The sequence below is a fragment of the Calditrichota bacterium genome (assembly GCA_013112635.1).
GTDB lineage: Bacteria > Calditrichota > Calditrichia > Calditrichales > J004 > JABFGF01.
Genome location: JABFGF010000004.1, coordinates 150,282 through 169,831 on the forward strand (window position 1 = coordinate 150,282; position 19,550 = coordinate 169,831).

Genomic DNA, 19,550 nt, shown 5'->3' on the forward strand with positions numbered 1-19,550 from the left:
AACTAACGGATTTTATATGCCAAGAAAAAATAGAAAAATCGCCCCCTCCATTTTATCTGCAGATTTTGCCAAACTTGGAGAACAGGTAAAACTTGTAGAGGATGGAGGCGCCGGTGTAATTCATGTTGATGTAATGGATGGCCATTTTGTCCCAAACATCACAATCGGCCCTTTTATTGTAAAAGCATTAAGGCCTGTTACACAACTTCCTTTAGATGTTCATCTGATGATTGAAAATCCTGGTGACTATATTGATGCATTTGCCAAAGCCGGTGCAGATTATTTAACGGTTCATGAAGAAGCGTGTACTCATTTACACAGGGTTATTCAATCCATAAAAGAAAAAGGTGTAAAAGCAGGCATTGCGTTAAATCCACACACGCCTGTTTCCTCAATTGAAGAAATTGTAGAAGATATCGATCTTATTCTAATTATGTCGGTGAATCCGGGATTTGGCGGTCAGAAATTTATTTCGAATGCATTAAACAAACTTCGGCAAACTCAACAGCTTTTAAATGACCGCGGTTTAAACCACATTGAAGTTGAGGTAGATGGCGGTGTAAAAATTGATAACATAAAGGAAATCTCTGACGCCGGTGCTGAAATTATCGTTTCCGGTTCCGGGATTTATAATACTGAAAACCCGGCAGCAACAATTCAGGAAATGCTAAAAATTGTTAATGACTAAGATGTATTATATCTCGGCTATTCGCTCATATCAGAGTTGATCATTTCATCGCTTGCAATTAAATATTTTTATTTCCATATTTTCACATCCGCCAGGATGGCTCACCTAAAACTCTCCGCTTTAAAAGGAATTTCCAATCGTAAACATCTCGAAAGGAAATTGTTATGTTCAAAACTTTTAAGCTTTTTATAGCAACCTGGATATTAATCTCATCAGTTTTATCAGCGCAAGACCGTACTATTTTAGTACCAAGACAAGTTCCAGGCGCCCCTTTTTCATACAATGATCAAAATGAAAATTTTGGTAAAGCTTATCGCTGGTTTCATGAAGGCGTAATTGACAGTGCCGTTGATAACTTGAAAAACGTAATTGCAAATTCCGGTTATTCGATCGACCCAAAGGCATATTATGTTGTGCTTGCTCATTTTAGTGATTCGTTCGCGCCAATCGGAATTATTCACGGCGAGCAAACAGATTTTTTTAACACCCGCTTATATGGCCTGGAAGAAGAAAATCTTTATTATGTTTTTATTTCGCAAACGGAGAACGCCCCTTCGTTTCTATCAGTTATGGCTACTGCCAAAAATTCTCCATTTATGGAAAACTTACCCGGTTTTTTGGGACTTGTCGGGTTATTAGGTCAACCCGTTGCTTTGCAGAGTAATGAAAATACTGTCTGGGTGGACGTGCGCCGTTTTTCACTACCAAAGGTTTATCAGGATTTTAGCGACCTTTCTTTTCTGGTAAAAAAACAGCTTTCAGATGAAAGCCCATTGGCAACAATTGTATTTGATAATACTGCCAAAGAAAGATGGAGCTATGGATTTGCAATGGCCCTAACCAGCGTTCGAGATGTGGATTTGGTTGTCGGCAGTGATGGAACCATAATTGTGCGCCCAAAACCGGAGGCTGACCTTGCGGGATTTGCAGTAATTAACTATCATTTTCAGGCGATCGATACTAAAGCAAAATCATTTGGAAATTCGTTTCATTTGCTTGGTGGTTTTAGGCTGGCAGAGATATTTGAGCCAATTATTGGGGTTGGAGGTGGTGTGTCACTTGGAATAATCGATTTACATGCTTTTGTTGGTTATAGCTTTGAGTTTACAAATAGTTTAAAAAAGGGATTTGAGATAGGTGATACGGTAACTTCAGATACAAGCCCATTTAAAAGTAAGGTTCGTGGAAAGCCGCGTTTTGGAATTGAGATAAAACTAAACTAAAAAAACCCTCCCGTTTGGGAGGGTTTTAGTATTATTAACCACCTGCAACTTCAGATTCAGGTTTTGGCATTTCTTTTATGACAACATCGCCAGCCCGATCCAGTGGTAAATCACCAAGCTTATCATAATGGCGCATATCTACCCACCTATGCCCTTCCATAAAAAGCGAGTATCTCTTTTCATGTAAAAGTTGGTTTAAAGCATCACCTGCCGACATGGATGTAACATCAACACCCGCTAATCCTGCCGCAGCACGCACAACATTGATATCAGTTTCTGCTGTACCATTGTTACCTAAACCAATATTAGCTTCCGCTCTCAATAGTAACAATTCTTCATTACGGATAATAGAAATCTTATCAAATAAATCAGAAACTATTGTTACAGCTAATGTGCTTGTTAAACTATTAAAAGATCCGGTTAAAGAATCCGGTCTTTCCAGAACCTTAGAGCTGAATCGCGTATCTCCTGCTTCTGCATCGGTTTTAAAACTTGGATGTGCGTATAATTTCAGTCCGGTGCTTAAAGGATCTTCCCAAAGACTATTATTCTGATCACCTGCTCCGGATGTATAAACATGGTACGCGCCTAAATCCATCGCCGCAGTTTCATCAATGAAAGAATCATCCAATGTTGTTAACGCTTCTGCCCATTTACCTTGTAAAACAAGGACTCTTGCTTTAATTGCCCTGTTAAATTCTGCCAAAGTAACATCATCAAATCCTGATGATAAGGCGTAGTTGGCTGTTCCCCCTGAAGTCAGGTCAGCATATCCAAGATCCAGGCGTCTTTCAATTTCTGTATATGCCTCGGCTTTAGATACAAACGGTGTATTTACATCCTCTGAGAATACAATTTTAATACCATTGTCATTTGTGAAGTTCAATAACATCAATAGTTGATACCCAATGATGGTATGAGCAAATCCTGTAGCTTGCTTATCATTAGAGTAGGCATCCAAGATAACTGAACTGGTTTTAATAACCCTATAACAAGACTGCCAATGACGGTTAAGTAAAAAGCCACCTTCATCGATTGGGCCTGTTAATAACTCACCGGTATAACGTGGATCAGCTACTTCAAAGTAGTACGCGTTACGACCAAATGTCTCAACCACACGAAGATATATCTCAAGCTCATTACGCATTTCAGATTCTGAACCGGAAACAAGCCTTTGAATATCAGGAGGGTTATCTAAATCAGGATCATTTGGATTTGGAAAATCAAGATTTTTGCAACTATTTAGCCCAAGGCTTATTAAAAAGGTAGCCAAGAGCGTAACAAATATATTTCTTTTTATATAATTCATATTAGCTATCCTCCCTAGTTAAGACCTAATGATACATTAAAATAAATACTTCGTGCTGATGGAAATGGAATTACATCAACTGAGCGACCAATCGCAACATTACCGAAGTTACTGACTTCCGGATCGTATCCTGAGTAATCAGTAATTACAAATAGATTACGTCCGGAAATACCTACATTTAAAGACGACACCAATCCGTTAAACCAACTATTGACAAATTCTTTGTCTACGTTATAGGTTAAACTGGCTTCGCGCAATTTGATATATGTTCCATCTTCAATCCATGGACCGGTACCAAAATCACCACGTAAGCGGGGTGTTATTTCCCCAATCTTAATACCGTCATCATCAAGTACATCAACTTTTTCTTTTTCCCAATCATCGCTCACTTGACCTAAATCTGTCAAAAAACGACCAAGGTTAATTACATCACCACCTTGTTTCCAATGAAACAAGAAACTCAGGTTAAAATTGCCATAAGAAAAACTATTTGAAAAGCCCATTTCGAAGTCAGGTGTTTCATCTCCAAAATCAACAACATTTCCATCGGCGTCATTGCCAATAATTGATGTTGGTGATTTTCCTTCTTCAATTCGGTAGGTTCCCAATGATGTCGCAAATCCACCTTTATTAAAGGGATCAACATTTAGCTTTGTGATTTCTGATTCTGTTTTTGAAAAATTTATACGTGTATCCCAGCGCATATCAGCGGTTTTAAGGGGAGAAGAAATTACAGAAAGCTCGAGACCTTTTGTTTCCATTTCACCGGCATTTGAAAATTTTTCTTGAAACCCGGATGAAAGAGGTAAGTCTGAAATTAATATCAGATCTTCAATAGTTTGCATATAATATGAAAACTCAATACCAACTAATCCTTCAAAAAATGAAGCATCTACACCAAATTCAGTTTCAGTCGTTCTTTCGGGTTTAATATTTGGATCGCCAACTTGCGTTCTTGGTATCAAGCCCGGTTGTCCATCAATATTTGCTGTTGTAAATGATCTGTATTTTGCAGCTGGAATCGGCGAATTACCGGTTTGCCCCCAAGCTGCCCTAAGTTTAAAATCATTACTTATATCATTTAAACCTTCCCAGAAATCATATTCTGACAGCCTTATTGAACCAGAGGCTTTGGGATATGTGAAGAACTTGTCAACATCGCCATGAGCGCTACTTCTATCCGCTCTTAAGCCAAAAGTTAAATATATTTTTTCTTCCAGACTTATTTCTTCCTGAAAGAAAACGCCTTGATCATATCTTTTGTTGATTGTTTGATAAGTTGCATTTCTTGCTGCCAAATCAACATTGGATTGTCCGGCTGGAATATTATGTGCTTCAACAACTGTATTATCTACTTTTTCATTTTCAATCTGAAAACCTGCAGAAGAATTAAAAACCATATCTTCCATTGCCATACTATGTGCAAAACTAAAATAAGCAGTAGTGTTTAGCCCTCTTGTTTCTCCATTTATAGAAGTAACAGGCTCACCACTTGCCTTTTCGAATTGCAGCTCAGCCGGCGCATAGAGTTTGTTAAATTGAGAATAATAATCAAATCCACCTTGAAATATAAAATCAAGATTTTGTGTAGAACCACGTAACAAGTTATAAGTCAGTTTTGCTGAGTTCATCGCTCTGTAAACTGTTTCTCTATTGATTAACGCATCGCGTGTGTGGATTGGGTTAGAACCACCGGGTCCATCCGGGTAAACACCATTTTTAGGTCTCAAATCAACAAAACCTGGAGTAAAAGCTAAAGAAACACCGAATGTCGTTCCGGAATTGTCATTGCCTGTAATTGCACGATTAGCTTCGGTGTTGATAAAACTGGAATAAGTATCAAGTTTTAATCTCGGACTAAAACGGTGAGAAAGGTTTATTTTACCTGATAATTTTTCGTATCCAGTATTTTTAACAATTCCATCTTCATTTTTGCGTAAGCCTGAAATATAAAACTGTGTATTTTCAGTTCCACCAGAGGCCGATATTGATGATTCTGATAATAAGCCGTTTTCGCCATAAATGATATCTTCATAATCTATATTACCATTTTGACGAAAAAGATCACCGCCACCCTCTTGATAGGCTTCTGCTGTTTCAGCATTAAATTTTCTTGCACCAATGGTATTCAAAATTGAGCTGTATCCAGTTCTTTGACTTACATTGATTTTTGTTTTACCGGCACTTCCCTTTTTCGTTGTAATAATAATTACACCATTTGAAGCTTTCGCACCATAAATTGCAGCGGCACTAGCGCCTTTTAAAACCTCTACATTTTCTATATCATTGGGGTTGATGTCAGCAATTCTGTTTACCGGTTGGCCCTGAGGTCTGCTACTTCCAGCTCCTGCTGCTTCCGTAATTCTATCAATCCCGGACTGTGTGGCAGAATTATTAACAATCATACCATCCACTACATAAAGCGGCTCCGTCTTACCCTCGATGGTTGAAACACCACGCAGATTAACAAATACTCCACCACCTGGTGCACCCGTATTTTGGCTTACCACCATGCCTGGCATTTTGCCTGCCATAGCAGATTCAACACTTTGCGTAGGAGCACCTAATAGTTCATCTGAATTTATGGAGCCAACTGAGTTAGCCAGGTTTTGTCTTTTTACAGAGGTTGCAATACCTGTTACAACAATTTCTGATGTACGTAAAATATCCTCATACAAAGTAACAGAAATACCTGTTGATTTTACAGAAATATTAACTTCTTCAGTACGATACCCTACAAAAGAAAAAGTTAAGGTTCTTTCTGCTCCATCTAAAAACGGTACATGGAAAGAGAAAAGACCATCAATATCGGTAGATGTACCGATAAAAGTCCCTTTAAGTTGAATATTAACACCCGGAAGTGGCTCATTGTTTTCGTCCACTACGCTGCCACTAATTTTCACTTCTTCAGCAGGCTCATTTTGTGCAAATACACCTGTTGTAAATATAAGTAGTGAAAAAAGTGCTAAATATAGTCTATATAATTTAGTCATGCTTACTCCTCTCAATTGTTAATATGCCTCAAGTAATTTATAATTTTGGTGAGTAGGCTTTACGGGCCCCGAGTATATAGGTTATGGAAGGGAAAGCATTTCCCTGCTATGATATATGTCATTGGTTTTGGTCGTTGGTTGAAAGCGAGATTCGAAGTAAAGTATACATGAATAGCTTTATAAAAGCAACCTTGCTATTTATTTCACTTATTCAGTCCCAAAACTTGATTTTATTATAAATAAAAAAACCACAATTCCCAGAGGGGGTCAAGGAATTGTGGTTAATATATAAACCCGAAAAACAATCGGGAATTACCAGGGAATGGAACCCTTTATATATATAGTGTAAATGAAATTGAAAAATGGTGCAGTAAAAATAAAAAAAGTTGTTTTTTAAAAGAAATATAGCTTTAAGATTGTTTTATTTGCCTATTTAAGCGCTTTTGGTAAAAAACCAAAACTAATAATCCCGCAAAAATAAATAATACTAAAACCAACATATTATTTGTTTCTGTTTTTATTCTCGAACTATGGATTGTACCAGCATCTCCATATAAACTGAATGCCGCCCAAAAAAATGGATGGGAGAAGTAGTTGTTATTTTTATTTCTTAAATACATTCTTTTGGCTTCACCAACTGCTTCAATTTTAGAAAGCTTCTTTTGATTTATATTTTCATAAAAAACTGGTATCAAAGAAGCACTTTGCATATCATCAATTTTCCATAATGTCATTAAAACCGATCGTGCACCGGAGTTTAAAAACAGACGGGGTAACCCCATTACACCTTCAGCTGAAACGATCTTTCCACGCCCACTTTCGCAGGCACTTAAAGTGACTAGATCACAATTTAAATCTAACTGGCTAATTTCAAAGCCTAATAAAAAACCGTTATCAGATAAATCGTTGGGCAATGTCAAAACCAAGCCGGAAAATAAATCAAATACTGTATCAATAAATGCATGTGTAGCAAAATGGATAATTTTGGCTGAACTAAGCCGGTTCTCGAAGTTTCCTTTTACGGCTTTTTCACGATTAAAAACAACTGCATCTTCGTAATATTCTTTTATTGATTTAATTTCGGCATTCGAATACATCAAAGGTTCAAAAGACCAACCGGAGTGATTAATTATTTCTTGGTTAATTTTATATTCAAGATTAAAATGTGGATTGGCAATTAAAAAAACATCTTTATTTTCATTTCTTTTTTTGAATGCTTTGATAATATTTGCTGATGGCAAGTATGAAAAATTGTACTTTTGAATTAATAGCTTCTCTAAATAATCTTGTTGTCCATTTATTGAATATATAGAGTATTCCGGAGCATCGTACATTAAAATATCGAACGGAAAATTGAGTACATTTTGGTCAGGGATAATAATTACATTTTTAAGAATATTTATGTTTTTTTCAATTTGGTCCCAAAGTGATAAATAAACTGAATGTGACAATTTTGCATTAAACACAAGATTTTTTATTTCCGAGTTATTAAAAGCGGATTCAAATAGTTTCTTGATATTGTTTTGTAATGAATCTGGATTAATATTCAAATCAATTACTTTTGTATTTTGACCATCCAAATAAATTGCAAATTGATCATGTTCGTTTACTGTATAAATAATGGAACATGAGTTATTGTCGGATAAATATTTTTGGTATTCATTCCGGGTTATCGTTTTGAAAGAGGCAGCATCGTCTTTTATTATTTCAACCTGTTTTGAAACTAGTGTATATTTTAATCTATCTAACTCTTCAATAGTCCCTGGGCCTGTTTGCTCAAGAGTTCTAATACTTTTATAAAAATCATCAATTTTCTCCATGCTTGCCAAATACGGATTTGTACTTGGTAAATTCAACCTACTAGCGTTTTCAAATAATGACCTGGAGCGGGAAATGTTGATGTATTTAAACAAAGAATCAAAGAGAGAAATATTATTAGTTTTCTTGTAAAGCGTTTTGTAAATCCTTGCAATACTTAACGATTTCGAATAGTCTCTACTGTTAAATCCAATTCGAAACCTACTTATATTAATTTTTCCTTTTCGTTCTTCTGTTAGCTTTAGAGATCGCTTATAATAAAAAAGTGCTGAGTTTAATTCATTTGTTTTGTAGAAAAGATTGCCGATTCTACTATTTTTCATTATTTCAAGACCAATATCATTTTCAGTATCAATTGAATCAACCAGCGACATGTACTCAAACGCTTTTTTATATTGACCAAGCTGGGTTTCTAATTTTACCAGAGCTAACAAATTGTTCAAAGCATAATATTGAATATTGTTTTCATCTGCAATTCTATGCCCGATTAAATAATGTTTTCTCGCAAGTTGAAAATCTTTTTTAAGAAAATAACAATTTCCAATTTGATTGTAATTATAAGATCTAAACTCAGGTACCTTGCTGGATTTTAAGTTGACAAGACTTTGATTTGATTTTTTATAATATGTAATGGCCTCATCATATTTTTTCCCTTTCTTTGCCAAATCAGCCAATGCTTCATAAAAACTGTGCAAGTATGGAGTATCTTTTTCTTCTAGTGATATTTTAATGGCTTTGTTTAAAAGTTGTTTTGCCAGATCATATTGGTCTAAATAGCTATAGATCTTAACACGCAAAGTATAAATTAGTAATCGGCGTTTTATATTGGGATTTTTTAAAGTTGATTTTTCAGCAGCTGTCAAACTCTTAAGCGCCGAACTATAGTCATCATTTAAATAATGAATTACTGCAACATAATAGGAAGTATTAAAAATCAGCTCGCTGGCCTCCAAATGTTTTTCAACTTCAATTGATTGTTGAAAAAAATAATGTGCTTTGCCCCGATTATCCATTAGATAATACTGATATCCCAGGCGGAAAAATGCATTATAAAGTAAATGATTATTTTTTGCTTTCTTTCCAATTCTAATAGCTTCCGTATAATACTTAATTGCATTTTCCAATGAATCAGTTGAGTGTTTTTGACCTCGTTCAATTTTTTTAAATGCCCACTCTATTGAGTCTTTAGCTGAGGAAACTTGGGGATAAGTAGAAGTTGTAAAAAATAAAATAGTTGTGATTAATATTATTTGAATTTGTTTTTGCATGAGCCGAAGATACTCTTTTGCAAAAAAAAAAGCTACTTATTCAAGCAGCTTTTTTAATGTAGTTAATTTTCCGGTGGTGGATCTTCATCTACCGGTGGTTTTGGATCCTCATCTTCTCTAAAATATGCGATCAAATTATTAAAATCGTATCTAAGCATATTGCCCCCTTATTTGGGTTATTGGTTAATATGTTCTTCAAGAACAATTCTTTTACTGTACATTGTCGATTCTGGATTTATATCCTTTAATAATCTTTTTGACTGGTCCATATTTTTGTTTAATGCAAGTGACAAAGCAAAATAATACTTTGTTGTATCGTTATCCAAATGCATTTCTTTAAAAATATTTATCGCCTTAGATAGTGATTCTTTCTTTTCTCCTTCAGCCAATTTTTTATTTTCTGACAAAGCCAAACTCAAATAACTGATTGCACTGTACAATTTTAATTGCTGTTCTTCTTTTCCGGCAAACCCATTACGTTTTCTTAGATCCGGTAGCTTGTCTTCAATTATCTTCCATTCTTCCAAAGCAAGTTCATAATCCTGGACTAAATAACTTGCCATTCCCTGTTTAAAATGCTGTCTGAATAATTTGTAATCAGGATCGTTGCTATCTTCTACCAAAGCATTACCACGTAAACTTTTAGTCTGGTAATTTAATGCAGATTGGGAATCAAAGTTATATAAGTCATCCAAGTCTTGCTGTAACTCAATAGGAAGAATAAACAATATCAGAAGAATTGCTGCCGAGGCAAGAATACCGGAAACAATTGCATTTCTATTTACAAACCTATTTTTTCCAGGTTTATTATAATTTCTGATATCTTCTTTTTTAACCATCTGGCCTGCAAGCTCAGAATCAGTTTGGCTGAAAAATGTAGATGAAAGATTCTGCTCGGTAAAAGTCTTAACATGCATATCAATTTTTCGAAGTAGCTTTATATATACTTTTTCTGATTCTAAAATTGCCTGCTTTAACACAAGTGCTTTTTCATTTCCTAAATTGCCGGAAAGAAAAAGACCCATGCATTTTTCAATGTAAGAGTAGCTAATATCAATATCAGGATTTGTTTCTGTTTCTAATTTGGGCAATTCTTTCATTTTTGTAAAAAGCCCATAAACAGGATGTTCTGTTTCAAAAGGATATATATCTGTTTTACCTTTTAGGTATTCACAAATACCCATGTAATTATTTTTTGATGCTGTCATTTAGTCCTCAGCATATTTTTCTCTTTTAAACCATTATACGTTAATAAAAAATCATTTAAAATTCGGCTAAAGCCTTCAAACCAATCAAAATGGTTGTTCAAAGAATTTGCAAGTTTATAACAATCTTTATCTGTTGTATCTACAAGAAAAAGATTTAGAAAAAAGTCCAAATGCTCTTTTTGATCAATGTTATCTATTCTCAGCACATCCCGGGCAATAAATAATAAATCCTGAAAGTCACGCTTTTTCTGTAATTCTATGGCTTGTTCTTTTAACTGGTTTAAATACTCCAAATTATTTTTACTTAAATTTTCTGAATAATCCCTTCCGAAAACTTTTTCAGAACGAAGATAAGCAAGTGCTTGACCTAAAGTTAAATTCTCAGATTGGAGTATTTCCATAATTTTCCTTTTTGCCCTTTATATATATAGTGTAAATTAAATGGCAAAATGGTGCAGAAATTTATAAAAAAGATACATTTTTTTTAATTCGGGTAACGATACTTTTAATGGAATCGTGGGTTAAATGGTTATAACAAGGGTGTTCTGTAATTTGCTCGGTTGGAAATCCAAACCATACATTTAACAGAAAAATATTTATATCCCGCTCAAGGTTTTTGGTAGAGTTGGGTAATTCACTTCGCAATGTTTCTACCATAAATTCATGCAGTTCCCACATGATAATATCTTCGTGTCCCTTTTTTAACAAAGGTATATCCAGAATATCAACTTCACTGATATTATTTTTAAAAACCCGTTTGAGATAAATACTGCAAGTACGGTTACATACAACCTGAAGCCAGGCAATAAATTTTTTTTCAGAATCCTGGTTCTTAAAATCCGCGAGATTTTTATTTATCATTATCAATACTTCAGAAAGAACGTCATCCAGAACATCTCTTTTTTGAAGTTGCAATCGGGACAAACTCCATTGATTGCAGCTGCGTTCAATAAAATAAAATATCAGCTTCTTATATCGCCTAAAAAACTCCCGCCAGGCCAATTCGCGCTTTGACCCATCGATATCGGTACAATAAGTAATAAGTTGTTTTAAAGTGAATGAACTTGCTGGCATATTATAATTTATTAGGTAAGAAGATGATTTGGAATAATCATAAAAATACAAAAAAACGGTGTTATTTTAAATAAAAAATAAATTCAAATACATTTAATTTTTAGCATGTTTTTGAAAACTTAAATAGACAGGACCTTTTTCTACTAAAAATTCGCATCAAGCCGTTTTTTAAATCCCCAAAATTTGCTAAATTCATAGCCCTCGTATTTTGGGATTATTCCAATGGATAAAATAAGATTGAAAAACATTGTCTTTTACGCGCACCACGGCTATTACAAAGCAGAACGCGAACTGGGACAAAAATTTGAAATTGATATAGAAGTTGCATGCAGCCTGCGCGAAAGTGCAATTAGTGATGACCTTGACAAAACAATCGACTACAGTAATATTTATGATATTGCCAAAAAAAGCTTTGAGCAATACAAATTTAAGTTGCTGGAAACAGTAGCGGAGAAAATGGCTGGCGAAATTTTAAAACTTTCTGGAATCAAATCTGTTTTAATAAAAGTACGTAAACCACACGTTCCTATGAATGGATTGTTGGATTATGTGGAAATTGAAATTGAGAGGGAAAATTAACTTTTCATCAATTCAGGGTACCGTAAAGTTTTTATGATATATTATTTGTCCTTAGGAAGCAATGTTGGTAACAGACTGGAATATTTACAAAATGCGGTGGTCGGCTTAAATCACATCGGGCAGATTAAAAAAAAATCTTTCGTTTATAGCAGCGAACCAATTGGCGATAAAAACCAGGCAGAATTTTTTAATGCTGTGGTTAAATTAGAAGCAGAAATTGAGCCAAATCTGCTGTTAAAAAAAATCAAACAATTGGAAGAAAATATTGGCCGAACCAAAACTTATCGCTGGGGGCCAAGGGAAATTGATATTGATATCATCGAGTATTCTGGCCCGGAAATTGACACTGAAAAATTAGCTATTCCGCATATACAAATGGAAAAACGCAAATTTGTATTACTGCCATTATTGGAAATTGAAAAAGGATTTAAAACGCGGACCGGGCAGACGATTGATCAAATTCTGCTGCAAAACGAGGATAAAAGCTTAGTGACACCTGCAAGGCATATTTGGTAAAATGAAACGTACTAATTTTAAATATATTGCAATTGAGGGTGTTATCGGGGCAGGAAAAACAAGCCTGGCAGCTAAATTAGCAGATTGGTATGGCGCCCACCCGGTTATGGAAGAGTTTGAAACAAATCCATTTTTAGGGGATTTTTATACAGACCGAAGGCGATATGCTTTTCAGACTCAGATCTTTTTTTTGCTAAGCCGTTTTCGCCAACAGGAACAATTAAGGCAGTATGATTTGTTTCATTCTAAAATAATCAGCGATTATATTTTTCAAAAAGACCGTATTTTTGCAACAACGAACCTTTCAGAAGCTGAGATGAAACTTTATGACGGACTGGCGCGAATAATGGAACAGCAAATTGCAGTCCCGGATTTTGTTATTTATCTTAAAACATCAACTTCACGTTTAATGGCCAATATCCGTAAAAGAAACCGTGATTATGAAAAAGATATGAGTGAAGAATATATTAATACCTTGAATGAATTATACGACTCATTTTTTGCTCATTATTCAAAAACGACACTTATAACAATTAATATGGATGATGTTGATTTCATTAATTCAAAAGCTGATTTCCGAGATATAGTTAAACAAATTTCGAAAATCACAGAAAAATAAGTTCATGATTCAACTTTAAACAGAGATAAAAATGTTTTTTAAAATTATTATATTTACAATTTTGGGATACTTTCTTTTCAGAACATTACGCCAATTTTTATTGGGCCCTTCTGCCAAATCACAAGCAAAGCAAAATAAAAGCGCTGTCAGGGACGATGATTTTCAGCAAAAAAACAAATCTAAGATAGAGGACGCTGACTTTGAAGAACTCGAATGACATGTCATCAGGAATTATTGAATCGACCTATGCTTTAACCCAGGCACAATTGCAGAAAATACTTAAATTGATGCAATTTGTCGGCGGTAGCACATCCACAAAATCATTGATAAAAAAAATGGTGCCCGCGTTACAGGAAATTGTACCATGCGGGAAAGCTATCATCTGGATTTATTCTGCAAAAAAAGAAAAGCTTTGGACACTTGTAGGCAAAAGCCGTTTTGAGGTTTCTCAGGCAAAGTGCATCGCAGGACGCACAATAAAAGCCGGCCACCATATAAATCTATCCAATCCAGAACAGGATGCATCATATCTTGAAAAAACAGATTCCATGCCAGGAGCAAAAACAGGCCACATTCTGTGCTTCCCAATGAAAACAAAAGCAAATAAGGTAGTTGGTGTCCTTCAAATCATGAACACGGTTGTTCATCCGATAACGCCAACAGTTGTCAATTTGATTAGCGAATGGTCCAGGATTGCCGCCGGATTGTTTACATCGACTTTAAAAAATGATGAAATAAAAAATGCCTTTGATTCTTTTGTAGACACCATTTCGCATGCGCTGGACACCCGTGATTATATCCTTGCAGGGCACTCCCGCCGTGTAACACTTTATGCGATGGAACTGGCCAAACAGATGGGGCTTACTACGGCAGAAAAAGAAATTTTACAATATGCCGGCCTGCTGCACGATATCGGCAAAATTGGAATTCCTGAATTAATTTTATTAAAAGATAAACGTCCTACCGGTGATGAATTTCAACTTTTTAAGCGCCATGCCACACTAACCCGGGAGCTGCTATCAAAAGTACAATTTCCGGAACGGCTGAACGGCATTGTGGAAATTGCAGCCACCCATCATGAGCGTGTAAACGGAACGGGTTACCCGGATGGATTAAGCAGTGAACAAATACCGCGTGGTGGAAAAATTCTTGCTGTGTGTGATGTGTTTGATGCACTAACTTCACGCAGGCCTTATGCCGATCGTTTGCCCATAAAAGAAGTAGTGGAAATTTTGGATGCTGAAACCGGAGAAACGTTTGAGCCATTCTCTGTTTATCATTTCAAAAATATTACACTTGATAGGGTTATCCAGATTATTGAATACGGCCATACAGAGGCAATTGATAAAAAGGATTTGAAATACCTGAGCGGTTTCGCATTAAATGATTTGGTAAACCTGGACAAGTTTAAAAGCGATGATCAACAACGGGTTGAAACCACTTTTATGCGCTATTATTCACGTATTTACAGGGGATAGTTTTTTGACTTTTATTTAACACGGAGGCGCCGAGAACTCAGATGGAAAAAGAAAATAAACTTTAACTAGCTCATCCGCCTAAACATACAAATACCATTTTGCGAATTTCCAAGCCACAAAAATAATTGTACTTCCAATAGTTATCCACAGAGTTTTATTTTTTAAAAACCAAATGAAAATAACTTGCCCTAATCTCAATTTTTTCCATATATTTACAGGCAATAATCAGGCCGAAATTTATTTTCCAGAGTAAACTATATTTCAATATAAAATGAATCATTTAATAAAAGGGACAGTGTTTTGAAAAAAAGCCGGACAATAAAAAATGCAAAAAGAGATCTTAGAAAAAAATGGTATTCAATTAAATATAAAAACTCCAATCCCGGTAGTGTTGGCTGGTTAATTAAAACAGAAATTAAGTATGGGGGGTTACATACAGGGATAAAGCGAAATAAGGTTAGTGATAAAGATCCACGATCAGAAGAAAAATTGAAAATTGGTGGGATGAGAGGTGGAGACAGGATGTTTCACCACAATTATGCCGGAAAATATTCAAAATATCTTTTACCATATGTTGATAAAACAGATAAAATTGTGCTGGTAGAGGTGGGATTTTGAAAGGAACAGGGTTAGCTATCTGGTCCGAACTATTTACGAATATAAGAATTTTGGGATTGGATATTGATCTTGGTCATATTAACAACAATATGGATAATCTTAAAAAATTAGGTGCTTTTGAAAAGAATGATATTGAATTACATGAGTTTGATCAATTTGAAGAAAATATAGAAAAACTAAAAACAGTTTTAAATGACGACAAAGTTGATATTTTTATCGATGATGGATTTCATTCCAATGAGACCATTTTAAATACATTAAAAAGCGCACTACCACATTTGGCAGAAAAATTTGTTTATTTTATTGAAGACAATAAAAATGTATATAAAGAAATCGAAAGGCTTTACCCGGAATTAAAAATGGATGTTAAAGGTCAATTGACAGTTTTATCGCGCTAAATAGATACAGCCTTAGATTTTTTTTACAAACAATTCCAAGCCATCAATTTTTTGCACAATTAGCTTGTCATCTTTAATGACCGGGTTTTCCGAACGTGCTTTCCACAGCTCACCATTTATACTCACCATACCCTTTTCTTCAAAATCTTCTACAGCAATACAGGATTTTCCTTTAACATTGGCGTAATCTTCCGGACTGTGCACAATGTAAGCCGTCCAGGTATAATGAAACATTATCACATCTTTAATAATTGCCCCGGCCATTACAACCCAAACAATCCAAAAAGGAAATTCTAAAAAATGATGGATAATAATCAGCACAAGGAAAGTAACAAGCAACTCGGGAATTTGGAAAAGGATGTAGCGTTTTATAGTATCTTTTTTTGCCATAAAATAGAATTGAAAACTTTGGAGGTTTTCTTTCTCTTTATCATACTCATACTCTTACTCGCATTTGTTTCTTAAATAATTTGATCAAGAGCATGAGTATGATTAGAGTAGGACTATATTTATTCAAATAGTTCCAGGATATCTTCTTTGTTTAGCGATTTAAAGAAAGTCTCTTCAGTAGAAATAAGCGATTCTACCAAAGCCCGTTTGCTTTCCTGCATTTTAACAATCTTCTCTTCCACACTGTTCAAAGAGATTAATTTATAAGCAAAAACTTTTCGTGTTTGCCCAATGCGGTAAGCGCGGTCAGTGGCCTGCATTTCCACGGCCGGGTTCCACCATGGATCAAAATGGATTACATAATCGGCAGCAGTGAGGTTTAACCCGGTACCACCTGCTTTTAGGCTGATTAAAAATGTTTTAACTTCATCTACTTCCTGAAAATTCTTTACAGGAGTCGCCCTGTCTTTTGTAGAACCATCGAGATAAGAATAGACAATACCGGTTTCATCAAAATAGCGTTTTATAATTTGTAACATCTGCACAAATTGGCTAAAAATAAGCACCTTATGGTTTTCAGAAATAATCTCCTCAACCATTTCCTTTAGTGCTTCAAATTTCCCGGAGCTTTCATTGAAAGACTTTGTCACCAAACCGGGATGACAAGCAATCTGGCGAAGTTTTGTCAAACCTTCCAATACTTTAAATTTGGATTTATTAACCCCTTTGGATTCAATTTCTTCCATAATATTATCGCGGTAGCTAATGCGCCATTTGTCGTACAAAGCCTGTTGTGCTTCCAGCATTGGAGAATGTGTAATACTTTCTACTTTTGGTGGCAATTCTGTCGCAACATCTTCTTTGGTGCGCCGAAGGATAAAAGGGAAAATCAGCCGTTTCAAAGTATCGGCTACCTGTACATTTTTATCTTTCTCAATCGGGCGCATAAATGAGTCTTTAAAAAATGCCTGGTCACCTAATAATCCTGGGTTTACAAAAGCAAATTGCGACCATAGATCCATGGTATTGTTTTCAACAGGCGTGCCTGTTAATGCCAGGCGGCTTTGCGCTTCCAAAAGACGAACTGCTTTTGACGTTTCAGATTGCGGATTTTTAATGTTTTGTGATTCATCCAGAATAACATAAGTAAAACGCATATCCTTAAGAAAGCTGACGTCCCGCCGCAAATGGCCATAGGTTGTTAAAACAAGCTGATATTTTTTTAAACGGCGAATATCTTTGGAACGACGTGTTCCATAGTGGACAAGATGAGTTAGATCCGGTGTAAAACGGGCTATTTCATTAACCCAGTTAAACACAACGGAAGTAGGTGCAATGATCAAGCTGGTAGATTTTGGATTTTTGGCAGCCACGTTCAACAACAAAGAAAGTGCCTGAATAGTTTTACCAAGTCCCATATCATCCGCAAGCAGGCCGCCAAATGAAAACTCTTTTAAAAAGTTCATCCAGTCATAACCGGCTTTTTGGTAATCTCGTAATTCCCCTTTAAAATTTGCAGGTAAAGAATATGTTTTTATTTTTTCAAACGTATCGAGTTTTTTCAGTTTATCCTGGCTCATTACGTCCAGTTTTTTATGATCCGCCTCAGCCAATAACCTGTCCACAAAAGTCATGTGGTGGTTTTCAAAACGGATTGAATTGTCATCCACTTTACCAAAGTTGATGATATAATTAAATTTCTCAATCAGTTTTTCAGGAAGACGTGCAATACTTCCATCACGCAGTTTTATATACTTTTTATTGGCGCGTAGGGCTTTCTTTAACTCAGATAAGCTTACGGGAATACCATCGAACTCCAGGTTTAATTCTATATCAAACCAATCTGTTTCCGATGATATATTTACACCAAAATCACCTTTGGCACGTTTCACCCTAAACCTAACCAAGCTCTCTTCACCCATTATAACAAAGCCATCATTAGCGAGCGCAGGCAAACCGTCAAACAACCACTCCAGTGAATCTTCAAAGGTGGCATAAAACAATCCCGGAGTATCTTCAACAATACCGCTATCCAATACTTTATCCCGTTGAACCTGCTCCATATCCAAATCGCGATGAACCCTGATAATTTGCCGGGTTTCATTGTCATATTGCAGATATTGATCATTACTCTGGCTGAAAATAATCTCAATATTTTCATACATAAATGAGAGTGAAACAACCAGTTGATCATCCATCTCTTCTATATATAGCCTGCTTTCAGAAACATCGCGAATCTCATAAACTTCAATCCCTGCAGGAAAATCCACATAAGGGAAAATGGGCAGTTTTGCCAGGTAATCCGAAATAAAAGATTCGTATTCATCTTTTGTAACACCGATGTGCAGTTTTTCATCCACAAAAGACTTAATATAAGAGTAGCTTAGCGGAAACATGCAGTGATGCAGTTTACCTTCCCGGTAAAACCAAATCGGGTTAACTGTTAAAATATTGGTCGTGTGGTCAATAATAACTTCTTCTTCATCCCGCTGGAAAAATGGTTGAAAACGATAACTGTGCTCTTCCAGGATAAGTTTAAATCGGAGCTGCCATGGTTTCCTTCCAAAACGGATACGTGTACCAATGGTACCATCATCATTTTTTATATGCAGTTCGCTGGTACGTAAAAGGTTAAAAATTTGCCCGGCATCCAGACCAAATTTCAAATAGCTTGTTTCCAGCCTCCCACGAAAATAAACTGTTGATTGCTGTGATTGTAATCTTTCCAGATATGAAATCGTGATTAAATCGCCCGATGTACGGAAAACATTTTGTGCAGATAGTTCATTAAATGACGGTTCCTGAACGCGGCCATAGGTGCCGTCTTTTTTCATGTAAACTTTAACAGGCTTAATATTCCAATAGTTTTCTGTGATGTGGATTATATAAATCAATTTCCAGCGAACTTCCTGGGAAAATTCACTATCAACTTGTTGGATCGCAATCAGGCGGTCAAAATATTCTCGCCAGTCTGTGGTTGCAATTTCGGTGCTTTCTTCTGTTGTGGACTGATCTTCAATAACTTTTAGGGCAACTGAAACGGCGTGCTTGCACACATATTTATAGGGGCATGTGCATGTGCTTGTAAATGAATTATTATCAACACTTAATTTTACAACATAAGGGTAGGTGCCATGAACAGTTGCCATCACGGAAAGATTGTCGGTATTCTGAATTTTTACTCGTCCGTCTTTGAAATAATCGAGTCCTTGACGGAAAATAATATCGGGTACTTTATCTTTTAAATCTTTAATGTTAATTTTCAACTTACTCTCCAGAATACATATTTTTCACAAACGCACATTTGAATTTTAATATAACACATTAATTTTTTGAGTTCAAAATCATTTTTGTTTTTTTTATGATGTTAT

16 protein-coding genes are annotated in these 19,550 nt (G+C 35.5%); 8 read left to right on the forward strand and 8 right to left on the reverse strand.

The genetic code is table 11. From position 1 onward, the window contains the following. Positions 1–16 precede the first annotated feature (16 nt). Positions 17–688 (forward strand): ribulose-phosphate 3-epimerase, encoded by a 672-nt coding sequence (locus tag HND50_12230; GenBank protein NOG45999.1) that lies wholly within the window; start codon positions 17–19, stop codon positions 686–688. A gap of 164 nt (positions 689–852) precedes the next feature. Continuing rightward, a complete protein-coding gene (locus HND50_12235) occupies positions 853–1,911 on the forward strand; it encodes a hypothetical protein (protein NOG46000.1) in 1,059 nt (352 codons plus the stop codon). A gap of 34 nt (positions 1,912–1,945) precedes the next feature. On the opposite strand, the gene HND50_12240 is transcribed toward HND50_12235, so the two are convergent. The 6 genes from HND50_12240 to HND50_12265 all read right to left on the reverse strand — a co-directional run bounded on the left by HND50_12240 (position 1,946) and on the right by HND50_12265 (position 11,422). Then, the gene (locus tag HND50_12240) at positions 1,946–3,220 is read right to left on the reverse strand and encodes a RagB/SusD family nutrient uptake outer membrane protein (protein NOG46001.1); all 1,275 of its coding nucleotides are present in this window, start codon (positions 3,218–3,220) and stop codon (positions 1,946–1,948) included. A gap of 14 nt (positions 3,221–3,234) precedes the next feature. Then, positions 3,235–6,213, reverse strand: a complete 2,979-nt coding sequence (locus tag HND50_12245; protein NOG46002.1) for a SusC/RagA family TonB-linked outer membrane protein — start codon at positions 6,211–6,213, stop codon at positions 3,235–3,237. 410 nt (positions 6,214–6,623) lie between these two features. After that, entirely contained in the window at positions 6,624–9,299 is a 2,676-nt protein-coding gene (locus HND50_12250; protein ID NOG46003.1) for a CHAT domain-containing protein, read from the reverse strand. Between the two features lie 176 nt (positions 9,300–9,475). Beyond that, positions 9,476–10,507, reverse strand: a complete 1,032-nt coding sequence (locus tag HND50_12255) for a hypothetical protein (GenBank protein ID NOG46004.1) — start codon at positions 10,505–10,507, stop codon at positions 9,476–9,478. Next, positions 10,504–10,908, reverse strand: a complete 405-nt coding sequence (locus HND50_12260; protein NOG46005.1) for a hypothetical protein — start codon at positions 10,906–10,908, stop codon at positions 10,504–10,506. The genes HND50_12255 and HND50_12260 overlap by 4 nt, the downstream gene beginning before the upstream one ends. Before the next feature lie 61 nt (positions 10,909–10,969). Further along, a complete protein-coding gene (locus HND50_12265; protein ID NOG46006.1) occupies positions 10,970–11,422 on the reverse strand; it encodes a sigma-70 family RNA polymerase sigma factor in 453 nt (150 codons plus the stop codon). 381 nt (positions 11,423–11,803) lie between these two features. On the opposite strand from HND50_12265, the gene folB reads away from it, so the two are divergent. From folB to HND50_12295, 6 genes are all read left to right on the forward strand, one after another. Continuing rightward, positions 11,804–12,160, forward strand: a complete 357-nt coding sequence (gene folB, locus HND50_12270) for a dihydroneopterin aldolase (GenBank protein ID NOG46007.1) — start codon at positions 11,804–11,806, stop codon at positions 12,158–12,160. Between the two features lie 33 nt (positions 12,161–12,193). Beyond that, a complete protein-coding gene (gene folK / locus HND50_12275) occupies positions 12,194–12,676 on the forward strand; it encodes a 2-amino-4-hydroxy-6-hydroxymethyldihydropteridine diphosphokinase (protein NOG46008.1) in 483 nt (160 codons plus the stop codon). A 1-nt stretch (position 12,677) separates the two neighbouring features. After that, complete coding sequence (locus HND50_12280; protein NOG46009.1) at positions 12,678–13,295, forward strand: deoxynucleoside kinase; 618 nt, start codon at positions 12,678–12,680, stop codon at positions 13,293–13,295. Between the two features lie 200 nt (positions 13,296–13,495). Next, positions 13,496–14,773, forward strand: coding sequence for an HD domain-containing protein (locus HND50_12285; protein ID NOG46010.1), 1,278 nt, complete (start codon positions 13,496–13,498; stop codon positions 14,771–14,773). 300 nt (positions 14,774–15,073) lie between these two features. Further along, positions 15,074–15,391 (forward strand): hypothetical protein, encoded by a 318-nt coding sequence (locus tag HND50_12290; protein NOG46011.1) that lies wholly within the window; start codon positions 15,074–15,076, stop codon positions 15,389–15,391. Continuing rightward, positions 15,388–15,789 carry a hypothetical protein gene (locus HND50_12295; protein ID NOG46012.1) on the forward strand — a complete coding sequence of 134 codons (402 nt, stop codon included), beginning with the start codon at positions 15,388–15,390 and terminating at the stop codon, positions 15,787–15,789. Before HND50_12290 ends, HND50_12295 begins: the two co-directional genes overlap by 4 nt. Positions 15,790–15,801: 12 nt before the next feature. On the opposite strand, the gene HND50_12300 is transcribed toward HND50_12295, so the two are convergent. Both HND50_12300 and HND50_12305 read right to left on the reverse strand, forming a co-directional pair. Beyond that, positions 15,802–16,179 (reverse strand): NfeD family protein, encoded by a 378-nt coding sequence (locus HND50_12300; GenBank protein NOG46013.1) that lies wholly within the window; start codon positions 16,177–16,179, stop codon positions 15,802–15,804. A gap of 119 nt (positions 16,180–16,298) precedes the next feature. Next, positions 16,299–19,445, reverse strand: a complete 3,147-nt coding sequence (locus HND50_12305) for a DEAD/DEAH box helicase family protein (protein NOG46014.1) — start codon at positions 19,443–19,445, stop codon at positions 16,299–16,301. Between the last annotated feature and the right edge of the window lie 105 nt (positions 19,446–19,550).

What these genes read in the sequence shown, in the direction of transcription:
- HND50_12260 (NOG46005.1), bottom strand. Translation starts at nt 10,908, where the DNA reads ATGGAAATACTCCAATCTGAGAATTTAACTTTAGGTCAAGCACTTGCT.
- HND50_12255 (NOG46004.1), bottom strand. Translation starts at nt 10,507, where the DNA reads ATGACAGCATCAAAAAATAATTACATGGGTATTTGTGAATACCTAAAA.
- HND50_12280 (NOG46009.1), top strand. Translation starts at nt 12,678, where the DNA reads ATGAAACGTACTAATTTTAAATATATTGCAATTGAGGGTGTTATCGGG.
- HND50_12245 (NOG46002.1), bottom strand. Translation starts at nt 6,213, where the DNA reads ATGACTAAATTATATAGACTATATTTAGCACTTTTTTCACTACTTATA.
- folK (NOG46008.1), top strand. Translation starts at nt 12,194, where the DNA reads ATGATATATTATTTGTCCTTAGGAAGCAATGTTGGTAACAGACTGGAA.
- HND50_12250 (NOG46003.1), bottom strand. Translation starts at nt 9,299, where the DNA reads ATGCAAAAACAAATTCAAATAATATTAATCACAACTATTTTATTTTTT.
- HND50_12300 (NOG46013.1), bottom strand. Translation starts at nt 16,179, where the DNA reads ATGGCAAAAAAAGATACTATAAAACGCTACATCCTTTTCCAAATTCCC.
- HND50_12235 (NOG46000.1), top strand. Translation starts at nt 853, where the DNA reads ATGTTCAAAACTTTTAAGCTTTTTATAGCAACCTGGATATTAATCTCA.
- folB (NOG46007.1), top strand. Translation starts at nt 11,804, where the DNA reads ATGGATAAAATAAGATTGAAAAACATTGTCTTTTACGCGCACCACGGC.
- HND50_12230 (NOG45999.1), top strand. Translation starts at nt 17, where the DNA reads ATGCCAAGAAAAAATAGAAAAATCGCCCCCTCCATTTTATCTGCAGAT.
- HND50_12240 (NOG46001.1), bottom strand. Translation starts at nt 3,220, where the DNA reads ATGAATTATATAAAAAGAAATATATTTGTTACGCTCTTGGCTACCTTT.